Consider the following 15,436-nt stretch of genomic DNA (forward strand, 5'->3'; position numbering starts at 1 on the left):
GATACTGGGCGTCATCGCCGCCACCGGCCCCGCCGCCCCGCCCAGAACCGGGCAGGTCCTGGCCGCCGCGGCTGGCACCACCACCGCCCGCTCGACGTCTACCTGCACCAACTGCCCGGCAACCCGGACAGGATCCTGGGCAACCTCAGCGCCGCCATGCGCGAGCTGCGCGAAACCGGCGCCGTCGTTGCCGCCGAGACCGGCCTGCTCGACGATGCCCAGCGCACCCTCGGCACCACGCCGGCTCCCGCGCCGACGCAGAACCTCGGCCGCAGTGCGCCGATGCGCGCAGCAGCACTTGCCCGCAGCCCCGCCTACCGGCACGCCCTCCGCACCCGCGCCGGCCACCACGCCGCTGGCCGCCTCGGAGCGCGCCGTGCCGCGGGCGACCCGCTGAACCCCCGAATGCTGTAAGGAGATCCGCCTTGCCCGACACACCAGCAGAACCGTTCCTGCCCATACGGCACGCCGTTACCGGCGAGATCACCACCACGAGCTACAACGCCGCCGCCCGGCGGATCCTGCTCCAGGACGGCTTCGAAGAGACGCCCGGCTGCGCCTGCCGGGCAACGGAACCCGGTACGCAGCGGACGCACGAGCCTGCCCACCACTCGGCGAGCTGCTCGTCGCCAACCCCGCCCGCACCCGTAGCTGTTGAAGGGGCCTCGTCGTGACCACGCCCGCACCGCCCACCAGTCCTGCGCGCACCAAGGGCGGCGAACTACGGGCCAAGGTCGCCCGGCTGCTGGCCGACCGGCCGGCAGACGCGCTCACCATCGGGGGCATGGCCCGGCAGCTGGGCCACTCCCACGGTGCCGTCCGCAACGCCGCCCACACTCTGGTGCGACGCGGCGAGGCCGACCAGAGCGGAACCGGCCAACCGGAGTTCCGTGCGAACTCGAAGACCGCCGCCGCCGCGCAGAGCGCTGTGATCAGCCCGCCGGGCACCCACGCTCCCCGCGTCCAGGCGGCCACGGCCCGCACGACCATGCCCGCAGCAGCCACGCCGAAGCAGACCGGCCCGATCCGCCGCGCGGGGGGCCAGCTCTACCACCCCCGGGAGCTGGCCGACCTGCCCGATGTCGAGGCGTTGAACCGCCTGCGCGACGCCGACGTGCCGGTGCTGCTCTACGGCCCTCCGGGCACCGGCAAGACGTCGCTGGTGGAGGCGGCGTTCCCGGACCTGCTCACCGTCGCCGGGGACGGCGACACCACGGTCGGCGACCTGATCGGCGAGTACACCCAGGCCGACAGCGGAGGCTACGTCTTCCAGTACGGTCCGCTGGTCACCGCGATGACCGAGGGCCGCGCCCTGCTGATCGACGATGCCACCTTGATCTCACCGAAGGTGTTGGCGTCGCTGTATCCCGCGATGGACGGGCGCAGGCAGATCCAGGTCAAGGCCCACCGGGGCGAGACCATCAAGGCCGAGCCGGGCTTCTACGTCGTGGCGGGCCACAATCCCGGCGTCCACGGCGCGGTGCTGACGGAGGCGCTGTCGAGCCGCTTCAGCGTACAGATCCAGGTCGGTACGGACTACGACCTGGCCTTGGCGCTGCGGATCGACGCCCGGGTGGTCCGGGTCGCCCGCAACCTCGCCCGCCAGGTCGAACTCGGCGAGCTGGGCTGGGCTCCCCAGCTGCGGGAGCTGCTCAGCTACCAGAAGACCGAGGCCGTCCTGGGCACCAACGCCGCGCTCGGGAACCTGGTCGGCATCGCCCCGGTGGAGGACCGCGACGCCGTCGCCGAAGCCGTCATCAAGGCCGTCGGCGTCAAGAAGATCGAGCCCCTGACCCTGGGCAAGCAGCTTCCCTCCCCGGCCGTCCGGCAGACCCCGGGCAGCACCGCCTCCGCACACCCGGGCCGCACGCGATGAGCGCCCACCACCACGTCCAGTCACCCGCCACCACACCAGACGACGACGCCGACCTCGCGCGCTGGGACGACGATGGCGCACCGCCCGCGCAACCGCGCACCTCCCCGGACGCGTGGCTGCGCGTCGGAGCCGAACTCGGCGACCGCCTCGTCGCCCTCTCCGGCCGCCAGGACCTCCTCGTCACCTGCCGCCCCGGCACCCGCAGCGGCGCACCGGCCGCGTTCTTCCCCACGCTGGGCGAGGTCGAGTTCGACGCCGGCCTGTTCGACCCGCTCCAGCCCCACGAGGTCCACCCGCGGATCGTGGGCGACGAGGAGCGGTATCCCGCCGCCTGGGGAGTGCTCGTCCACGAGGCCGCGCACGCCGCCCACTCCGTCTGGACGGAGCCCGCCGGAGCGGACCCCCGCGTCGTCGAGGCCGCGCTCCTGCTGGAGGAGAGCCGTGTCGAAGGCGCGCACCTGACCACGCGGCCTACGGACCGCACCTATCTGCGTACCAGTGCCCGGACCCTGGTCATGCCCGACCTCGCCCACCCCACCTTCCAGGGCATCGAGCACGCCGCCGCCGTGGCGGCCCTGATCCTCGGCCGCCGTGACGTCGGCATCCTGGACGCCGGCGAGACCCGGGCCGGCGCCGACCTGTGCGAACAGGTGCTGGGCGCCGACCTGTTGGCCGCCCTCACCCGCATCTGGAGCGCAGCCCACCAGTGCGCCGACCACGACGCCACGGCCATGCTCGCGCACGCTCAGGAATGGTGCGACGCTCTGGACACCGCGGCCCCCGCCCTGCCCGTGCCGGCAAACCTCTCCGATCTGCTGTCCGACGCCGTGGGGGTCGTCATGGACAGCACGGCCGCCACCGACGCCGCCGAACTCGCGGCACAGGCGGCAGCGACCACCGCCACGGCCGCCCGGTCCGAGGCACAGGCCCAGGACCGCACCCAGCGGGCCGACCAGCGACGCAAAGCCGCCGCCACCGCCAAGTCGGTCTTCAACACCCACGGCAAGACCGTCGACCCCGACGGCACACCGGCGCCCTTGGGCAACCCGGTCACCGGCACCCGCAGGCCCACCGCCGCCGAGCAGAGCGCCGCAGCCCGCCTGAGCCGCGCCCTGCGCGCCGCCGCCTACCGCGAGCGGAGCGAGGAGCGGAGCACCAGCCCCACCCCGCCCGGCCGCCTCAACATGCGCGCGGCCCTGGCCCGCGACGCCCAGCGCGCGGCCGGGTCGGTCCCCACCGCGGAACCCTTCACCCACACCCGCCGCCGCAGCTCGCCCACCCCACCGCTCCGCGTGGGAATCGCCGTCGACGTCTCCGGCTCCATGCGTGCCGCCTGCGCGCCCGTCGCGTCCGCCGCCTGGATCGTGGCACGCGCAGCAGCCCTGACCGACCCCGACTCCCTGACCGCCACCATCGCCTACGACAGGAGTCTTACCGCGCTGACCCGCCCCACCCACCGGGCACCGGAGCGCGTGACGACGTTCGACGCCCGCGGTGGCAGCCACAACCTCGGCGACGCCCTCGACGCCCTCGACCACGGCCTCGAACTCAGCCGCCCCGGCACCGGCCGCCTCATCGTGATCGTCACCGACGCCATCTACACCCCCGACCAAACCGCTCAAGCCGTCACCCGCATCAAGCGCCTCACGACCGCCGGCTGCGCCGTACTCCAACTGACCCTCACCGCGAACTCCCGCCACTTGCCGGGGACCACCTTGCTGCATCTGCCCCAGCCCTCCAGCGCTCCCGCCGCCATCGCCAAGGCGGCCACAGACGCCATCCGCAGGACCCGCTGAGACGGCGCAGGGGGCGGATGCGTCCCCGAGACCACCGCCAAGCACTCCAGGCCATCACCCCCAACCTCCAACGAAAGCAGTCGATATGAAGCCCCAGACCAGCAGTCCGATCTCGAACGTCAAGCCCATCAAGCGCAATTCCCCGGGGGTGAAGAAGATCTGGACTATTGACCACGCCTGCGGCCACAGTGCGGAGCGGGACCTGTCCAACCGCGCCGCCGACCGCCGCGCCGGGGTTCGCCTCGTGGCTGGCCAGGGCGGGCCGTGCGGATGCGGCGAAGGCGGTCTCGCCCGCCGCCGCAGCCACCGGCACCGCACCGACGCCGGCCGCACCCGCTGCCGCACGGAGGGGCGACGGCGCTACCGGGCACCGTGCGCGCTGATTCCCGAGCGCGCCGCCTTCGCCCGGTGCCACGCCTTCTAGCAGGGATTTCCGGCCTTACCAAACCGGCCTTCGCGGAGAGTCTGGTCTTCCACTCACCCGTTCCGGCCCTTGGGAGTTCTTCCATGTCGACCTACCAGTCCACCTCCGCCGCGCTGTCCGCCGCTGCCCTGTTCATGCTCGACTCCCTCCAGGCCCAGGCCGAGACGGTCGCGCTGGGCGGCGCGCTCGACCAGCCGCAGTTCGAGGCCGAGCGCCTCCTCCTCGCCGACCTCAACGCCGTGCTGCAGCGCGGCAGGGACGCCGTGCACGCGCTGGAAGGAGCCCCCGGCGAGGTTGCCGACGCTGTGCTGCTGGAACTGATGACCGCTCTGAGCAGCGAACTCGCCAGCTGGAACGACGATCTGGGGCGCTCGCCCCTTCTCGATGCCGCCCTTCCGGGCGATGGCTCCCCGCTGGCGACCGACCTTCCGCAGGCCGGCGTCAACGCCGCCCCCGGGGCGCGGTAGCCATGGGCGACTGCGGGCGGTACTGGTGCCCGGGGATCTGCCCGGAGTGCGACGACCTCGAAGACGTCGAGTCGCTGGAGCTGCAGCGCCAGTGGGAGGAGGAGGCGTTCCAGGAGGAGGCCGCCGCGCTGCGGCAGGCCATCGCCACCGGCGACCTCACCGTCCACCAGCGCCTGCGCGACGGTGAGGGCACGCTCTGGCTGACCGGCACCCGCAACCGACTGCAGGACTGCGTGTTGCTGGTCAACTACGGCCGCGGCCTGGAACTCGTCGACGTGACCGAGGACCGGGAGGACGCCGCCAGGTCTCTCGCCCTACACGCCGCCCCACTGCCGCCGGCACCCCGGTCGCAGGCGTTCGACCGCGTGGGCACCGCACCACCACCCAGCCGGGTCCGCGCCGCAGCAGCCCTGGCCAGGTCCCCCCATGCCACCCGTGTCGGCACCGCCGGCACCCCAGCCGCACCCGCGACCACCCGGCCAGTCCCGCCGGCTGCCGCGCCCCGACCCGCTGAACGACACCGTTGAGGAGCCATCGAGATGACCCTGCTGACCAGAGCACCGCGAGCACCGCCGCCCAGCCCCCGCTCGCCCCTCCGCCTCTGGACGCTCCATGCCTTCTCCGCGCACCAGCACGCCGTCGACAGCCACCGGCACCGACGCCCTGCTCTACCTTCTGTTCGGCGCCGTCGGCGCCGCCCTCGTCTACGGCTCCCTGGCCTGGCTCAGCGGGGACACCGCCAACTGGCTGTTCGGCCACGGCCGCTGGGCACCGTTCAACCCCACCGGCGCCATCACTCACCCCGCCCAGCTGTGGCCCGGCCTCGGCCCCACCGCGCTGCTGGTCGCCGCCCGGGTCGTACCCGCCGTGATCACCGCCGCCCTGGCAGCGGCGGGGGTGGCGGGGTGGCTGCGGCTGCGCGGCCCGCGCACCGGCCTGGCCCGCAGGGCTGAACTCGCGCCACTGCTCGACAAGGAGGCCACCGCCAAGGCCCGCTCGCTGCGCCCGACGCTGAACGGCCGGGAGTGTAAAAGAGGTCGCGCCCGCTGACCGCGGCATCCTGCTGGGCACACTGGCCCCGGGCCGCACCCCGGTGCGGGCCTCGTGGGAGGACGTGATGGTCGCCATCATGGCCCCGCGCTCCGGCAAGACCAGCGCGCTGGCCATCCCCGCGATCCTCTCCGCCCCCGGCCCGGTGCTGCTGACCTCCAACAAGGCGGCCAACGACGCGTTCACCGCGACCGTGGACGCCCGCGCGAAGGTCGGCACGGTGTGGGTGCTGGACCCGCAGCAGATCGCCCACCACCCCCGGGAGATGTGGTGGGACATCCTCGCCGATGCCCGCGACCTGCCCGGTGCCCGAAGGCTTGCCGACCACTTCGTCGCCGCCTCGGTGGACGAGTCCAACGGCAGCGACTTCTGGTCCACCGCGGCCAGCAACACGCTGGCCGCGCTGTTCCTGGCCGCCGCCAGCCACCGCCGGCCCGTCACCGACGTCCTTGCCTGGCTCGCTTCTCCCGCCGACCGCACCCCGGTCGACCTGCTCGGTGACGCCGGCCACCACGCGGTCGCCGCCCAGCTCCAGGGCACCGTCTCCGGTGCGACCGAGACCAGGGACGGCATTTTCGAGACGGCCAGGCAGTACGCCAGCTGCCTGCTGGACCCCAAGGTCGCCCAGTGGGTGACCCCCGACCCCGGGCTGCCGCAGTTCCAGCCGTTCGCGTTCGCCTCCTCCCGCGACACGCTGTACCTGTTGAGCAAGGACGGCGGCGGCTCTGCGTCGGCGATCATCGCGGCGGCGGCCGACGCGGTGATGCGGTCGGCCGTCATCGTCGCCGAGCGCTCCGGCGGACGCCTGGACCCGCCCGCCCTGTGCGTGCTCGACGAGGCCGCCAACGTGTGCCGCATCTCCGACCTGCCGGATCTGTACTCCCACCTGGGGTCGCGCGGAGTGCTGCCGCTGACGATCCTCCAGTCCTACCGCCAGGGGCAGCGGGTGTGGGGCGAGGTCGGCATGGACTCCCTGTGGTCCGCCGCCACCATCAAGATCATCGGTAGCGGTATCGACGACAGCGAGTTCGCCGGCCGCCTGTCCTCCCTGATCGGCGAGCACGAGGTGCAGACCGTCTCCGTCTCCAAGTCCGACGGCGGCACCTCCACCTCCGTCTCCATGCGCACCGAGGCGATCCTTCCCCCCGACGCCATCCGCGCACTGCCCAAGGGCCAGGCGCTGCTGTTCGCCACCGGGCTGCGGGCGGCGATGCTCACCCTGCGCCCCTGGTACAAGGAGCCCGGCGCGAAGGCGATTGGCCGCGACAGCGCCCTTGCGACGGCCGCCATCACCGAACGCGCCCGCGCCAAGGCCACCGCCGAGGTCGCCGAACCGGTGCACATGGCCAAGCACGAGCGCTACGGGCGGGCGGTATGAGCCCGGCCAGCGGCTTCACCGGCCGCCTTCGCCCGTCCTCATCGTCCCGCGCGAGAGCACATCCCTGGTCCGCCCCGATCCGCCCACCTCACCAGGGACTTGTGCTCATGCCTTCCACCGTTTCCCCCAACCTGCAGCATCCTGCCCTGCGAGTGCTCTCGCTCGGCGCCGGGGTGCAGTCCACCACGCTGCTCCTGCTGGCCGCCTCCGGCCGGCTGCCCCGCCTGGACGCCGCGATCTTCGCGGACACCGGCTGGGAGCCCGCCGCCGTCTACCGCCACCTCGACCGCCTGGAACGCGAGGTCGCAGCCCCCGCAGGGATCCCGGTCCTGCGGGTGTCCTCCGGCAGCATCCGCGAGGACGCCCTGGACCCCGGCAAGCGGTTCGCCAGCATGCCGCTGTTCGTCCGCAACCGCGACGGCGGCCAGGGCATGATCCGCCGCCAGTGCACCGGCGAGTACAAGATCAAGCCCATCAAGCGCGCCGTCCGCGGCCTGCTCAACTGCCCCTGGCCGCAGCGGTTGCCGCGCGGCCTGCACGTCGAGCAGTGGATCGGGATCTCCACCGACGAGTTCCACCGCGCCAAGGACGCCGACGTCGGCTTCATGAAGAACCGTTTCCCCCTGCTGGACCTCGGCCTCTCCCGGGAGGACTGCCAGCAGGTGCTGCGCGCCCACGGCTTCGCCGACACGCCCAAGAGCGCGTGCATCGGCTGCCCGTTCCACGGCAACGCCCAGTGGCGGACCCTGCGCGACTCCTCCCCGGCGGAGTGGGCCGACGCCGTCGCGTTCGACGACGCGATCCGCAGCGGCAATGCCCGCGGGAACGCCGGCGGCAACCAGCTCCTCGGCGAGGCGTTCCTGCACCGCTCGCGCCTGCCGCTGGACCAGGCACCCATCGACCACGTCACCGCCCGCGAGTGGGCCGACCGGCAGGTGCCACTGGACGCCGAGGCGGCCGACGAGTGGGAGCAGGGGGCCAGCGAGGGCTGCTCGCCGTGGTCGTGCCGCGGCACCAGCAGCATCCGCGACGACTACCAGCAGGCCGTCTGATGCCCGGCCCCCTGCCCGACCCCGGCGCTGCCGGCCCCCGGGGGCTCGGCTCCGCGCCGAGGCTGGCGGGCACGCCTGCCGTGCTGGCGTGCGGCAGTTGGTGGCTGGCCGCTGCTGGCCGGGCGATCCCCGCGGACGCCGCGTTGAGCGCGGACCTGGAGCGCCTCGCCCGCGCCCTGGCCGCCGCGGACGCCGCCGTTGCCGCTGCGTTCCCCGCACCGGCCGCAGGGGTGGCCGGGTGACGCCGCTGCTGCGGGCGGAGCAGGCGCTGCTGGGCGCGGTGCTGCTGGACCCCGGTCAACTCGCCCTCCTGGACTGGCTGGAGCCGCAGCATTTCTACCGTCCCGGGCATCGGGCGGTGTTCGAGGCGCTGCGCACCCTGCACCGCGTCGGCCACGCCGGCTTCGCCCCGGACGCGGGCAAGGCGGCGCGGCTGGCGCTGCTGGTGGATGCCCAGGCGGAGGCCAGCTACCAGGTGCGGGGCCTGTCCGCCTCCTACGTCCACACCCTGGTCGCCGCCTGCCCGGTGTCGGGGAACGCGGTGGTCTACGGGCGGATGGTGCTGGAGGGCGCGATCCACCGCACCGTCACCGAGCACGCCGTGCGCCTGCACCAGGCCGCCCGCACCGACGCCGCCCAGGGCACGGCCGAGCACGCCCTGGTCCAGGCCGACGTCCTGGCGGACGTGCTGCACGACCTCGCCGAGCGCTGGAACACCGGCCTACCCCCGGCCGTCGCCAACCCGGCCCTGCCCGGGGCGGCCGAAGTCGGCTGCGGGGAGGGCGTGGTGGCGGACGAGGAGATGCTGCTGCGGGTGCTCACCTGCGAGCGCGGCGCGATGGAGCAGGTCGTTGGCTGGCTGCGACCGGACGATTTCGCGGTGCGCGAGCACGGCGAGGTCTACCGGTGCCTTGGCGTGCTGCACCACCGCGGCGAACCGATCGACGAGGTGACGCTGACCTGGGAGGCCCGGCGGCGCGGCCTGCTCGCCGCCGCCGTCACCACCAGCGAACGCCTCGCGCAGCTGGGCGAGAGCCCCGGCGGCGACCCCGGCTGGTACGGCGAGGCCGTCCTTCGCGCCTGCCTGGCCCGCACCGCCGCCAACGCCGCGCGCACGGTGCAGGCGCTGGCGGAGGACGAGTCGCTCGCCCCGGGCCGGCTGCTCTCCCAGGCGCTGGCCGCGCTCGAACCCCTCGACCAGGTCCGCGCCCGCTGGCAGCAGGCCACCGGCGACGCCGCGCCGGCGGAACCCGCTGCGGCGGACGGCCCGCGCGCCAGGGCCGCTCTGGCCCGCAGCTCCCGCACCGCGCCACCGCGCACGGCACCGCCACACCACGCCCGCGCCGCGGCCCGATCTTCTGCGCCCCTCCACCGAACGGATCAGCACCGATGAACCCCCACGACGTCGTCGCCCTGCATGAGCACGCCCTGCGCCTGGAGACGGAAGGCGCGGCGCTGCCGGGGCCGCTGATCGGCAGCCTGTGCTCCGGCTACGGCGGGCTGGAGCTGGGCGTCATGGCCGCGCTCGGCGGACAGGTCGCCTGGCACGCGGACCCCGCGCCGGCCGCCGCCGCCATCCTCGCCCGCCACTGGCCCGGCACGCCCAACCTCGAAGACATCACCACCGTGAACTGGGCCGACGTACCGCGGGTGTGCGTCCTGACGGCAGGTTTCCCTTGTCAAAGACGTCTCCCTCGCCGGCCGCCGCGCCGGACTCAACGCCCACACCCGTAGCGGGCTTTGGCTGCACGTCGCCCGTGCGATCGAGGCCCTTCAGCCGCACCTGGTGGTGATCGAGAATGTCCGCGGACTGCTCTCCGCGCCCGCCGGAACCCCTGGCGACGTGGAATTCTGCCCGTGGTGTCTGGGAGAGGACCCAGCCGTCCCTGCTGTGCGGGCACTTGGTGCCGTACTCGGAGCCTTGGCCGACTTGCGGTACGACGCTCGGTGGCTCGTTCTACGCGCCAGCGACGTCGGAGCCCCGCACCGTCGAGAGCGCACCTTCCTCGCCGCCTGGCCAGCCGACGCCCATCGCGCCGGCGGCGCGCAGGCCGGTCTTGCAGCGGGAGGACCTGCTGCTGAAGACGCCGACCAGCAACCTAGGGAAGAACGGGGGTTCGCAGCATCCGGCGAAGCGCCAGGCTGGCGGCCACGGTCCGAACCTGGCCGACGAGGTGGAGTGGCTGCTGCCGACGCCGACGGCCTCGGACGGGACGAAGGGCTCGCCGGGGCAGCGGCACGGCAACGGCGACCTCACCCTCTCGGCGGTGACGGCTTCGCTGCTGCCGACGCCGAGGGCCAGCGACACCGGCACCCCGGGCCGGCGGGCGGGCTCTGGATTCCGCCCGCCGCTGTCGGCGGTGGTCCTGCCGTTGTGGTCGGACCCGCCTCCGGAGCCGACCGGCGGTGGGGGCCGTACGGGGCCGCCGTCGCCCGCTGGGAGCAGCTGACCCGCCCGGCTCCGGCGCCCACCGACGATCGCGGTCGGCTCCGGCCCGCTTTCGTGGAGTGGATGCAGGGCGTCCCCGCCGGCTGGGTCACCGCCACCGAGGGCCTGGGGCGCCCGGCGCAGCTGACCGCGCTCGGCAACGGCGTCGTCCCCCAACAGGCCACCCGGGCCTTGCAGTTGCTTGCCCCGCCGTTGCTCGTCTGCCCGCGCTGCGCGGGGTGAGCGGCGGCTTCTACCAGGTATTTCCGGCCATACCAAGCCGCGAATCCTGAGCAATGTGTTCCCCATGCCGACCAGCAACAGAGGTGCCGCCGTGCAGTTCAGAAGACCCGCCCCGCCCCGCCTTCCGACCATTCCGTGCACACCTGTGGAGTTCCCGTGCCCGACCCGACCCCGCCCGCCGCCGAACCGGGCGACGTTCCCGAGCCGTTCCGGCTGCCCGAGGAGAGCCTCGACCACCTGTCTGCGGCGCTGGCCGCGACCGTGGCCGAGGTCCGCCGCCACGGCAGCATCATCGACCGCCTCGACTCCGAGCCCCCCGCCCTGTTCCCCGCCACCGAAGCATCCGAGTCCTCTGCCAAGGCGGAGGGCTCGGACGCCAGGGAGGAGGCCGGCGAGGGCGGGGAGGGTCCGGCGTCGCTGTTCATCCTCGCCCTGGCCGACGACGAGTACGCCGTCGAGCTGGCGGCACTGCGCAACTGGGTGGACCAGCTGCTGCTGCCGGCCTACGGCCGCGAGATCAGCACCACCCAGCCGTGGTGCGACCAGTGGTTCAGCGACGACCACCTCGAAGCGGTGGCGCGGCTGCACGCCCTGTGGCTGGCGTGGCAGCAGCTGACCGACACCGAGGGCGGCCTGGCCGGTCCCAGTACCTGGCACCGCGACCACCTCGGCCCCGCCTTGGCCGAACTGCGCTCCCCGGCAGGTCCGTTCGGCGCGTGCACCACCAATGCCGCCCGGACCAACCACCGCCGCCTTCCCCACCCGGGCGAGAGCGCGAAGGCGGTGGCCGCGTGAACGGCGACCTCGAACTGCGCGAGCAGGGCCTCCAGCCGGTGGACGAGACCACCCGCGAGCTGCTGGAGGACTGGTTCGTCCCCGGCGACCTGTACGTCCTGTCGCAGTACAGCACCCGCAACGACTCCCACTCCTGGTACTGCTGCGGGGACCTGTCCATAGTCTGGGACGACGCCGGCGGCCCGCAGCTGGTGGCGATCGCGGTCGAGCGCGACCACGCCATGAACCAGATCCGCGTCACCTGCACCCGGCACGCCCTGGAGGCCGCGGCCCACGCCTGGCTCATCGAGCGCGGCTGCCCCGCCGACCCGCTGCTCTGCCATGTCGAAGAGCCGTACTACCAGCCGAGCGACGAGCAGAGCCTGCACACCGCAACGAAGCTGCGCGAGAGCGGCACCCGCTACGCCGGGGTCGACTCCTACAGCTCCAGCGGCACCGACGGCGAGGTGTGGCAGTTGGTCACCGACGCCCAGGGCGGGGACCTGCCGGTGCGGCTGTTCGTGGAGACCTTCGGCCCCGGCCCGCTGGCCACCCTGCGTGAGGGCGCGTTCGCCGACGACGCCGCCGCCTACGACTGGCTCCATAACCGGCCCGGCCCGCTGCCTGATCCCCCCGAGGAACTCCCGGCCGCCGACCGCCGGTGCGCGGATGCCGCGCTGGCCCGCACGCACTCGGGGCTGCCGGTGACGCTCTCGCCCGCCGGCGACGTCCAGCTGCCGCTGCCCGCCGTCGGGCTTGGCACGGGGCGGGCGCGGTGAAGGCCGTGATGGGGTTCGCCGCGCACCCCGACGCCCTGCGCGACCTCGCTCACCTGCCCGACGGCATACGCGACCAGGCGCTGCTGCACCTGCACGACCTGGTGCGCGGCGAGCACATCGCCAAGCCCCTGGACCACAGCCTGGTCGGCTACCACAAGGTCACCCTGGGCACCGGCAACTACCGCGACAGCCACCGCCTGGTCGTGCAGTTCCGCGACGCCCCCGCCGGATCCGCCCACCGGCGCGAGGTCTACCTCGTCGCCGCCGGCCCGCGAGTGGCCTACCAGGTCTACCACAAGGCCCAACTTCGCACCGGCCGCATCACCTTGCACCAGCGCCTGGGCGACGACCCGCAGTTCTCCGCACGCGCCAAGGCCGCGCTCTCCCGCAGCACCACCAAGCCGCCGGCCACAACCGAACCAGTACCGGCCGCCGCCGCCCCCGTTCCCGCCCCGTCCCGGAAGGCCCACCGATGACCGAGCCCACCACCGCCACCGCCTTGTCCTCCCGCGAGGACCTCGGCGCGCTTCTCGCCGAAGCCGCCGGCCGCGTTCACGACCTGCTGGCCGCCGAGCACCCCGTGCCAGCCTCGCGGTCCTACCTGCTGCCCGTCATCGGCATCCTCGCCCACACCCCGCAGGTCGTCGGCAAGCTGAACAAGCAGTTGGAGCGCCTGGCCGACGCCCCCGGCCCCACCACCCCGGCCGGACTGTTCGCCCTGGCCTCCTACGCCGCGGGCCTGGGCTGGCTCTCCGAGTCCCTGACCGACCTGACCGCCGCCGTCGAGCGCATCTGCGACCAGGCCGACACCGCCGCCAGCGCGGAGGCCGGCACCGAGGAGCCCGCGCCGCAGTGGGACGGCGTGCCCGAGCTGCCGGTCCTGCAGGCCGCCGCCGAGGCCGCCAACCTTCCCCTGGACGCGTACGTGCAGGCCCTGAGCGAGAGCCTGCTGGCCGCCGAGCGAATCGACGAGGCGTGCACCGAGATCGCCGAGAGCCTGGCCAACGACGCCGCCCTGGTCCTGACCGCCGCCGACGTGCGCCTGGACGAGGACCCCGCCGGCCTTCCCACCCTGGTGCGCACCCTGCTCGCCCGCATGCAGGTCACGCCGTGAACCGCTGCCCCGCCACCCGCCTCAGCACCCGCCCCCACCACACCCGCAACCAGCCCGCGGAGACCGCCATGCCCACCACCATCGCCGCCCACCGCCTCATCGAGCACCGCTTCGGCAACTCCTACACCGAGCTGCGCCGCCAGGCCGCCGCCGGCACCGGCGACCCGGCCCTCGCCGTCGTGCTCAGCCAGGCCGACGACCTGGAAGCCGCCGACCTCCAGGCCCGCGCCTCCCGCCGCCGCCTCGCCGGGGCCTGCCACGCCTACCGCGCCGACCAGCCCGAGGCCACCACCCGCCTACTCAAGCAGACCATCGAGACCGCCCTGCACGAGGTCGACGCCAACGCCTACGCCGACGGCCTGCTCGACCTGCTCGACCTGCGCCTGCTCCTCGGCCCGGCCGACCCGGACCAGCCCACCGCCGAACCGGCCCTGACTGACGTCGAGATCACCGACTTCGAGATCAAGGACGCCTTCGCCGACGACGAGCCCGCGCCGTTCACCCCCAACGACGAGGAACTGCTGGAGATAGCCCGGCAGGCCACCGCCGACCTGGACCGCCTCTCGCGCGAGGTGCTGCGCGAGCGGCTGCGCCGCCGCGGCGTGCGCGCCAGCAACGTCCGCCTGGGCGCCGTGCTGCGCCTGCTGCGCACCGAGCGCCCCGACCTGGTCTGACCTCTCTCCTGGCCCGCCGCTTCTCCCTCCCGAACGGAACCGCCACCATGCCTCCAACCGACACCACGGCCGCCGCCAGCGCCCAGCGCATCGAGGACGCCCTGCACCAGTTGTCCCCCTACTGGACGGTGTGGGTGCTCCAGACCGCAGCGCAGCACCACGGCCCCGTGCGCATGACCGACGTCAGCACGGCGCTGCCGTTCATCTCCGAGCAGCACGTCGGCAAGCGTCTGGGCCAGCTGCGCGACGGCGGCCTGCTCACCCAGGACCGCCCCCGCGCCCCGTACCAGGTCAGCGCCCGTGGCCAGTCCCTCACCCCGGTGTTCGACGCGCTGTCCGACTGGTCCCAGCAGCACCTCGTGCTCGGCCCGGTGGCGGCGGCCGAGCGGATCGAGGACGCCGTGCAGCGCCTGTACCTGCGCAACACCACCACCGTCGCCCAGACGCTGCAGGAGCGCGGCCCGCAGCGCCTGGTCGCGCTCGCCCAGCAGACCGGTGTGGAGACCACCCTGCTCAGCCAGCGGCTGCTGCGCATGCAGGAGGACGGCCTGCTTACTCGCACCAGCAGCGACCGCCCCGCCCCCTACGCCCTGACCCCCGCCGGCCAGGCCCTCGCCCCGGTCTACGACGCCCTCGACCGCTGGACCGCCCCCTTCGCCCCTGGCCGCAGCGGGACGCCAGTGCAGGCCGCTGTCCGCACCCACACCGGCGTCCCGCTGCGCCCGGGGGCCGACCGCAGCGCCGCAGCGCTGCGGCGCAGCCCTGCGGCAACGAGCCTGGGGCGAAACGTTCCTGCGGCCGTCTTCAGCCACGCCCCGGTGCCGCCTGTGCCGCTGCGCGCCAACCCCGCACCGCAGCGCTCCCGCTGACCCGCTGCCCGGAGGCATCCCGTGTCCGAGACCAGCGAACTCGACAGCATCACCGCCCTGATCGAATCCACCTGGGGCCGGCCCGCCGCCGAACTGGAACGCCGAGCCATCCACCGCCCGGCCGACGATCCGCTGCTGCGCGCGGCCATGCGCATGCGCGGCGCCGTTCAGCGAGCGGACTACACGATCACCGACTGCCAGCAGCAGCTCGAATCCCTGACCCGACCCGGCACCGCCCCGTCCCCCTTCGACCCGAAGCGCATCACCGAGGCCGGGATCAAGATCCAGGTGGCGCTCGGCGAAAGGCGCACCGCACTGGCTGCCGTGCACTACATCGTCGACGCGAAGACCGCCGCCCTCAACGCACCGGCGGACCAGCAGCGGCGCGCGCAGGCCGCCACGGCGCGCAGCGACCTCGCCCCACGCCCCCTGGGCCTGTCTGCCGACGCTCCCGCCGCACCGGCCCGCTCAGCTTTCGCAGCGCCGGCCGCACGCCCGCACCGCTGAACGAA

General features: G+C 74.0%; 20 protein-coding genes and 2 pseudogenes. All 22 read left to right on the forward strand.

Annotated elements, in window-relative coordinates; all coding sequences use genetic code 11:
* The first annotated feature begins 156 nt into the window (after window positions 1–156).
* Window positions 157–414, forward strand: a complete 258-nt coding sequence (locus GXW83_RS28315; protein ID WP_182445886.1) for a hypothetical protein — start codon at window positions 157–159, stop codon at window positions 412–414.
* A 38-nt stretch (window positions 415–452) separates the two neighbouring features.
* On the forward strand, window positions 453–674 hold the full coding sequence (locus GXW83_RS34530) for a hypothetical protein (RefSeq protein ID WP_225447567.1): 222 nt from the start codon (window positions 453–455) through the stop codon (window positions 672–674).
* Window positions 671–1,876 (forward strand): AAA family ATPase, encoded by a 1,206-nt coding sequence (locus GXW83_RS28320; protein WP_225447300.1) that lies wholly within the window; start codon window positions 671–673, stop codon window positions 1,874–1,876. Before GXW83_RS34530 ends, GXW83_RS28320 begins: the two co-directional genes overlap by 4 nt.
* Window positions 1,873–3,672 carry a hypothetical protein gene (locus tag GXW83_RS28325; protein WP_182445887.1) on the forward strand — a complete coding sequence of 600 codons (1,800 nt, stop codon included), beginning with the start codon at window positions 1,873–1,875 and terminating at the stop codon, window positions 3,670–3,672. Before GXW83_RS28320 ends, GXW83_RS28325 begins: the two co-directional genes overlap by 4 nt.
* Before the next feature lie 85 nt (window positions 3,673–3,757).
* A complete protein-coding gene (locus GXW83_RS28330; protein WP_182447755.1) occupies window positions 3,758–4,096 on the forward strand; it encodes a hypothetical protein in 339 nt (112 codons plus the stop codon).
* Window positions 4,097–4,179: 83 nt separating this feature from the next.
* Window positions 4,180–4,563: a hypothetical protein gene (locus tag GXW83_RS28335; RefSeq protein WP_182445888.1), complete on the forward strand. Its 384-nt coding sequence runs from the start codon at window positions 4,180–4,182 to the stop codon at window positions 4,561–4,563.
* A 2-nt stretch (window positions 4,564–4,565) separates the two neighbouring features.
* Complete coding sequence (locus GXW83_RS28340) at window positions 4,566–5,090, forward strand: hypothetical protein (RefSeq protein WP_182445889.1); 525 nt, start codon at window positions 4,566–4,568, stop codon at window positions 5,088–5,090.
* An 85-nt stretch (window positions 5,091–5,175) separates the two neighbouring features.
* Window positions 5,176–6,991 (forward strand): annotated as a pseudogene (locus GXW83_RS28350) (type IV secretory system conjugative DNA transfer family protein).
* Between the two features lie 188 nt (window positions 6,992–7,179).
* Window positions 7,180–8,043 (forward strand): hypothetical protein, encoded by an 864-nt coding sequence (locus tag GXW83_RS28355; RefSeq protein ID WP_182447612.1) that lies wholly within the window; start codon window positions 7,180–7,182, stop codon window positions 8,041–8,043.
* Entirely contained in the window at window positions 8,043–8,285 is a 243-nt protein-coding gene (locus GXW83_RS28360; RefSeq protein WP_182445892.1) for a hypothetical protein, read from the forward strand. The genes GXW83_RS28355 and GXW83_RS28360 overlap by 1 nt, the downstream gene beginning before the upstream one ends.
* Entirely contained in the window at window positions 8,282–9,436 is a 1,155-nt protein-coding gene (locus GXW83_RS28365; RefSeq protein ID WP_182445893.1) for a DnaB-like helicase N-terminal domain-containing protein, read from the forward strand. The genes GXW83_RS28360 and GXW83_RS28365 overlap by 4 nt, the downstream gene beginning before the upstream one ends.
* Window positions 9,433–9,777 (forward strand): DNA cytosine methyltransferase, encoded by a 345-nt coding sequence (locus tag GXW83_RS34965; protein ID WP_255431334.1) that lies wholly within the window; start codon window positions 9,433–9,435, stop codon window positions 9,775–9,777. The genes GXW83_RS28365 and GXW83_RS34965 overlap by 4 nt, the downstream gene beginning before the upstream one ends.
* Before the next feature lie 10 nt (window positions 9,778–9,787).
* Window positions 9,788–10,006, forward strand: a pseudogene (locus GXW83_RS34970) (C-5 cytosine-specific DNA methylase); the annotation flags it as partial.
* 94 nt (window positions 10,007–10,100) lie between these two features.
* Window positions 10,101–10,493: a hypothetical protein gene (locus tag GXW83_RS34540; protein WP_225447568.1), complete on the forward strand. Its 393-nt coding sequence runs from the start codon at window positions 10,101–10,103 to the stop codon at window positions 10,491–10,493.
* Window positions 10,494–10,555: 62 nt separating this feature from the next.
* Window positions 10,556–10,714 carry a hypothetical protein gene (locus GXW83_RS34545; protein ID WP_225447611.1) on the forward strand — a complete coding sequence of 53 codons (159 nt, stop codon included), beginning with the start codon at window positions 10,556–10,558 and terminating at the stop codon, window positions 10,712–10,714.
* Between the two features lie 156 nt (window positions 10,715–10,870).
* Window positions 10,871–11,509, forward strand: coding sequence for a DUF4913 domain-containing protein (locus tag GXW83_RS28375; protein WP_182445894.1), 639 nt, complete (start codon window positions 10,871–10,873; stop codon window positions 11,507–11,509).
* Window positions 11,506–12,267, forward strand: coding sequence for a glycosyl hydrolase (locus tag GXW83_RS28380; RefSeq protein ID WP_182445895.1), 762 nt, complete (start codon window positions 11,506–11,508; stop codon window positions 12,265–12,267). Before GXW83_RS28375 ends, GXW83_RS28380 begins: the two co-directional genes overlap by 4 nt.
* Entirely contained in the window at window positions 12,264–12,743 is a 480-nt protein-coding gene (locus GXW83_RS28385) for a hypothetical protein (protein WP_225447301.1), read from the forward strand. Before GXW83_RS28380 ends, GXW83_RS28385 begins: the two co-directional genes overlap by 4 nt.
* Complete coding sequence (locus tag GXW83_RS28390) at window positions 12,740–13,381, forward strand: hypothetical protein (RefSeq protein WP_182445896.1); 642 nt, start codon at window positions 12,740–12,742, stop codon at window positions 13,379–13,381. Before GXW83_RS28385 ends, GXW83_RS28390 begins: the two co-directional genes overlap by 4 nt.
* Entirely contained in the window at window positions 13,378–14,055 is a 678-nt protein-coding gene (locus GXW83_RS28395) for a hypothetical protein (RefSeq protein ID WP_182445897.1), read from the forward strand. The genes GXW83_RS28390 and GXW83_RS28395 overlap by 4 nt, the downstream gene beginning before the upstream one ends.
* 47 nt (window positions 14,056–14,102) lie before the next feature.
* Window positions 14,103–14,924: a helix-turn-helix domain-containing protein gene (locus GXW83_RS28400; RefSeq protein ID WP_182445898.1), complete on the forward strand. Its 822-nt coding sequence runs from the start codon at window positions 14,103–14,105 to the stop codon at window positions 14,922–14,924.
* Between the two features lie 21 nt (window positions 14,925–14,945).
* Window positions 14,946–15,431, forward strand: a complete 486-nt coding sequence (locus tag GXW83_RS28405) for a hypothetical protein (RefSeq protein ID WP_182445899.1) — start codon at window positions 14,946–14,948, stop codon at window positions 15,429–15,431.
* The last annotated feature ends 5 nt before the right edge of the window (window positions 15,432–15,436 follow it).

Origin of the sequence: Streptacidiphilus sp. PB12-B1b, assembly GCF_014084125.1 — a bacterium.
In the GTDB taxonomy this organism is placed as follows: Bacteria; Actinomycetota; Actinomycetes; order Streptomycetales; family Streptomycetaceae; genus Streptacidiphilus.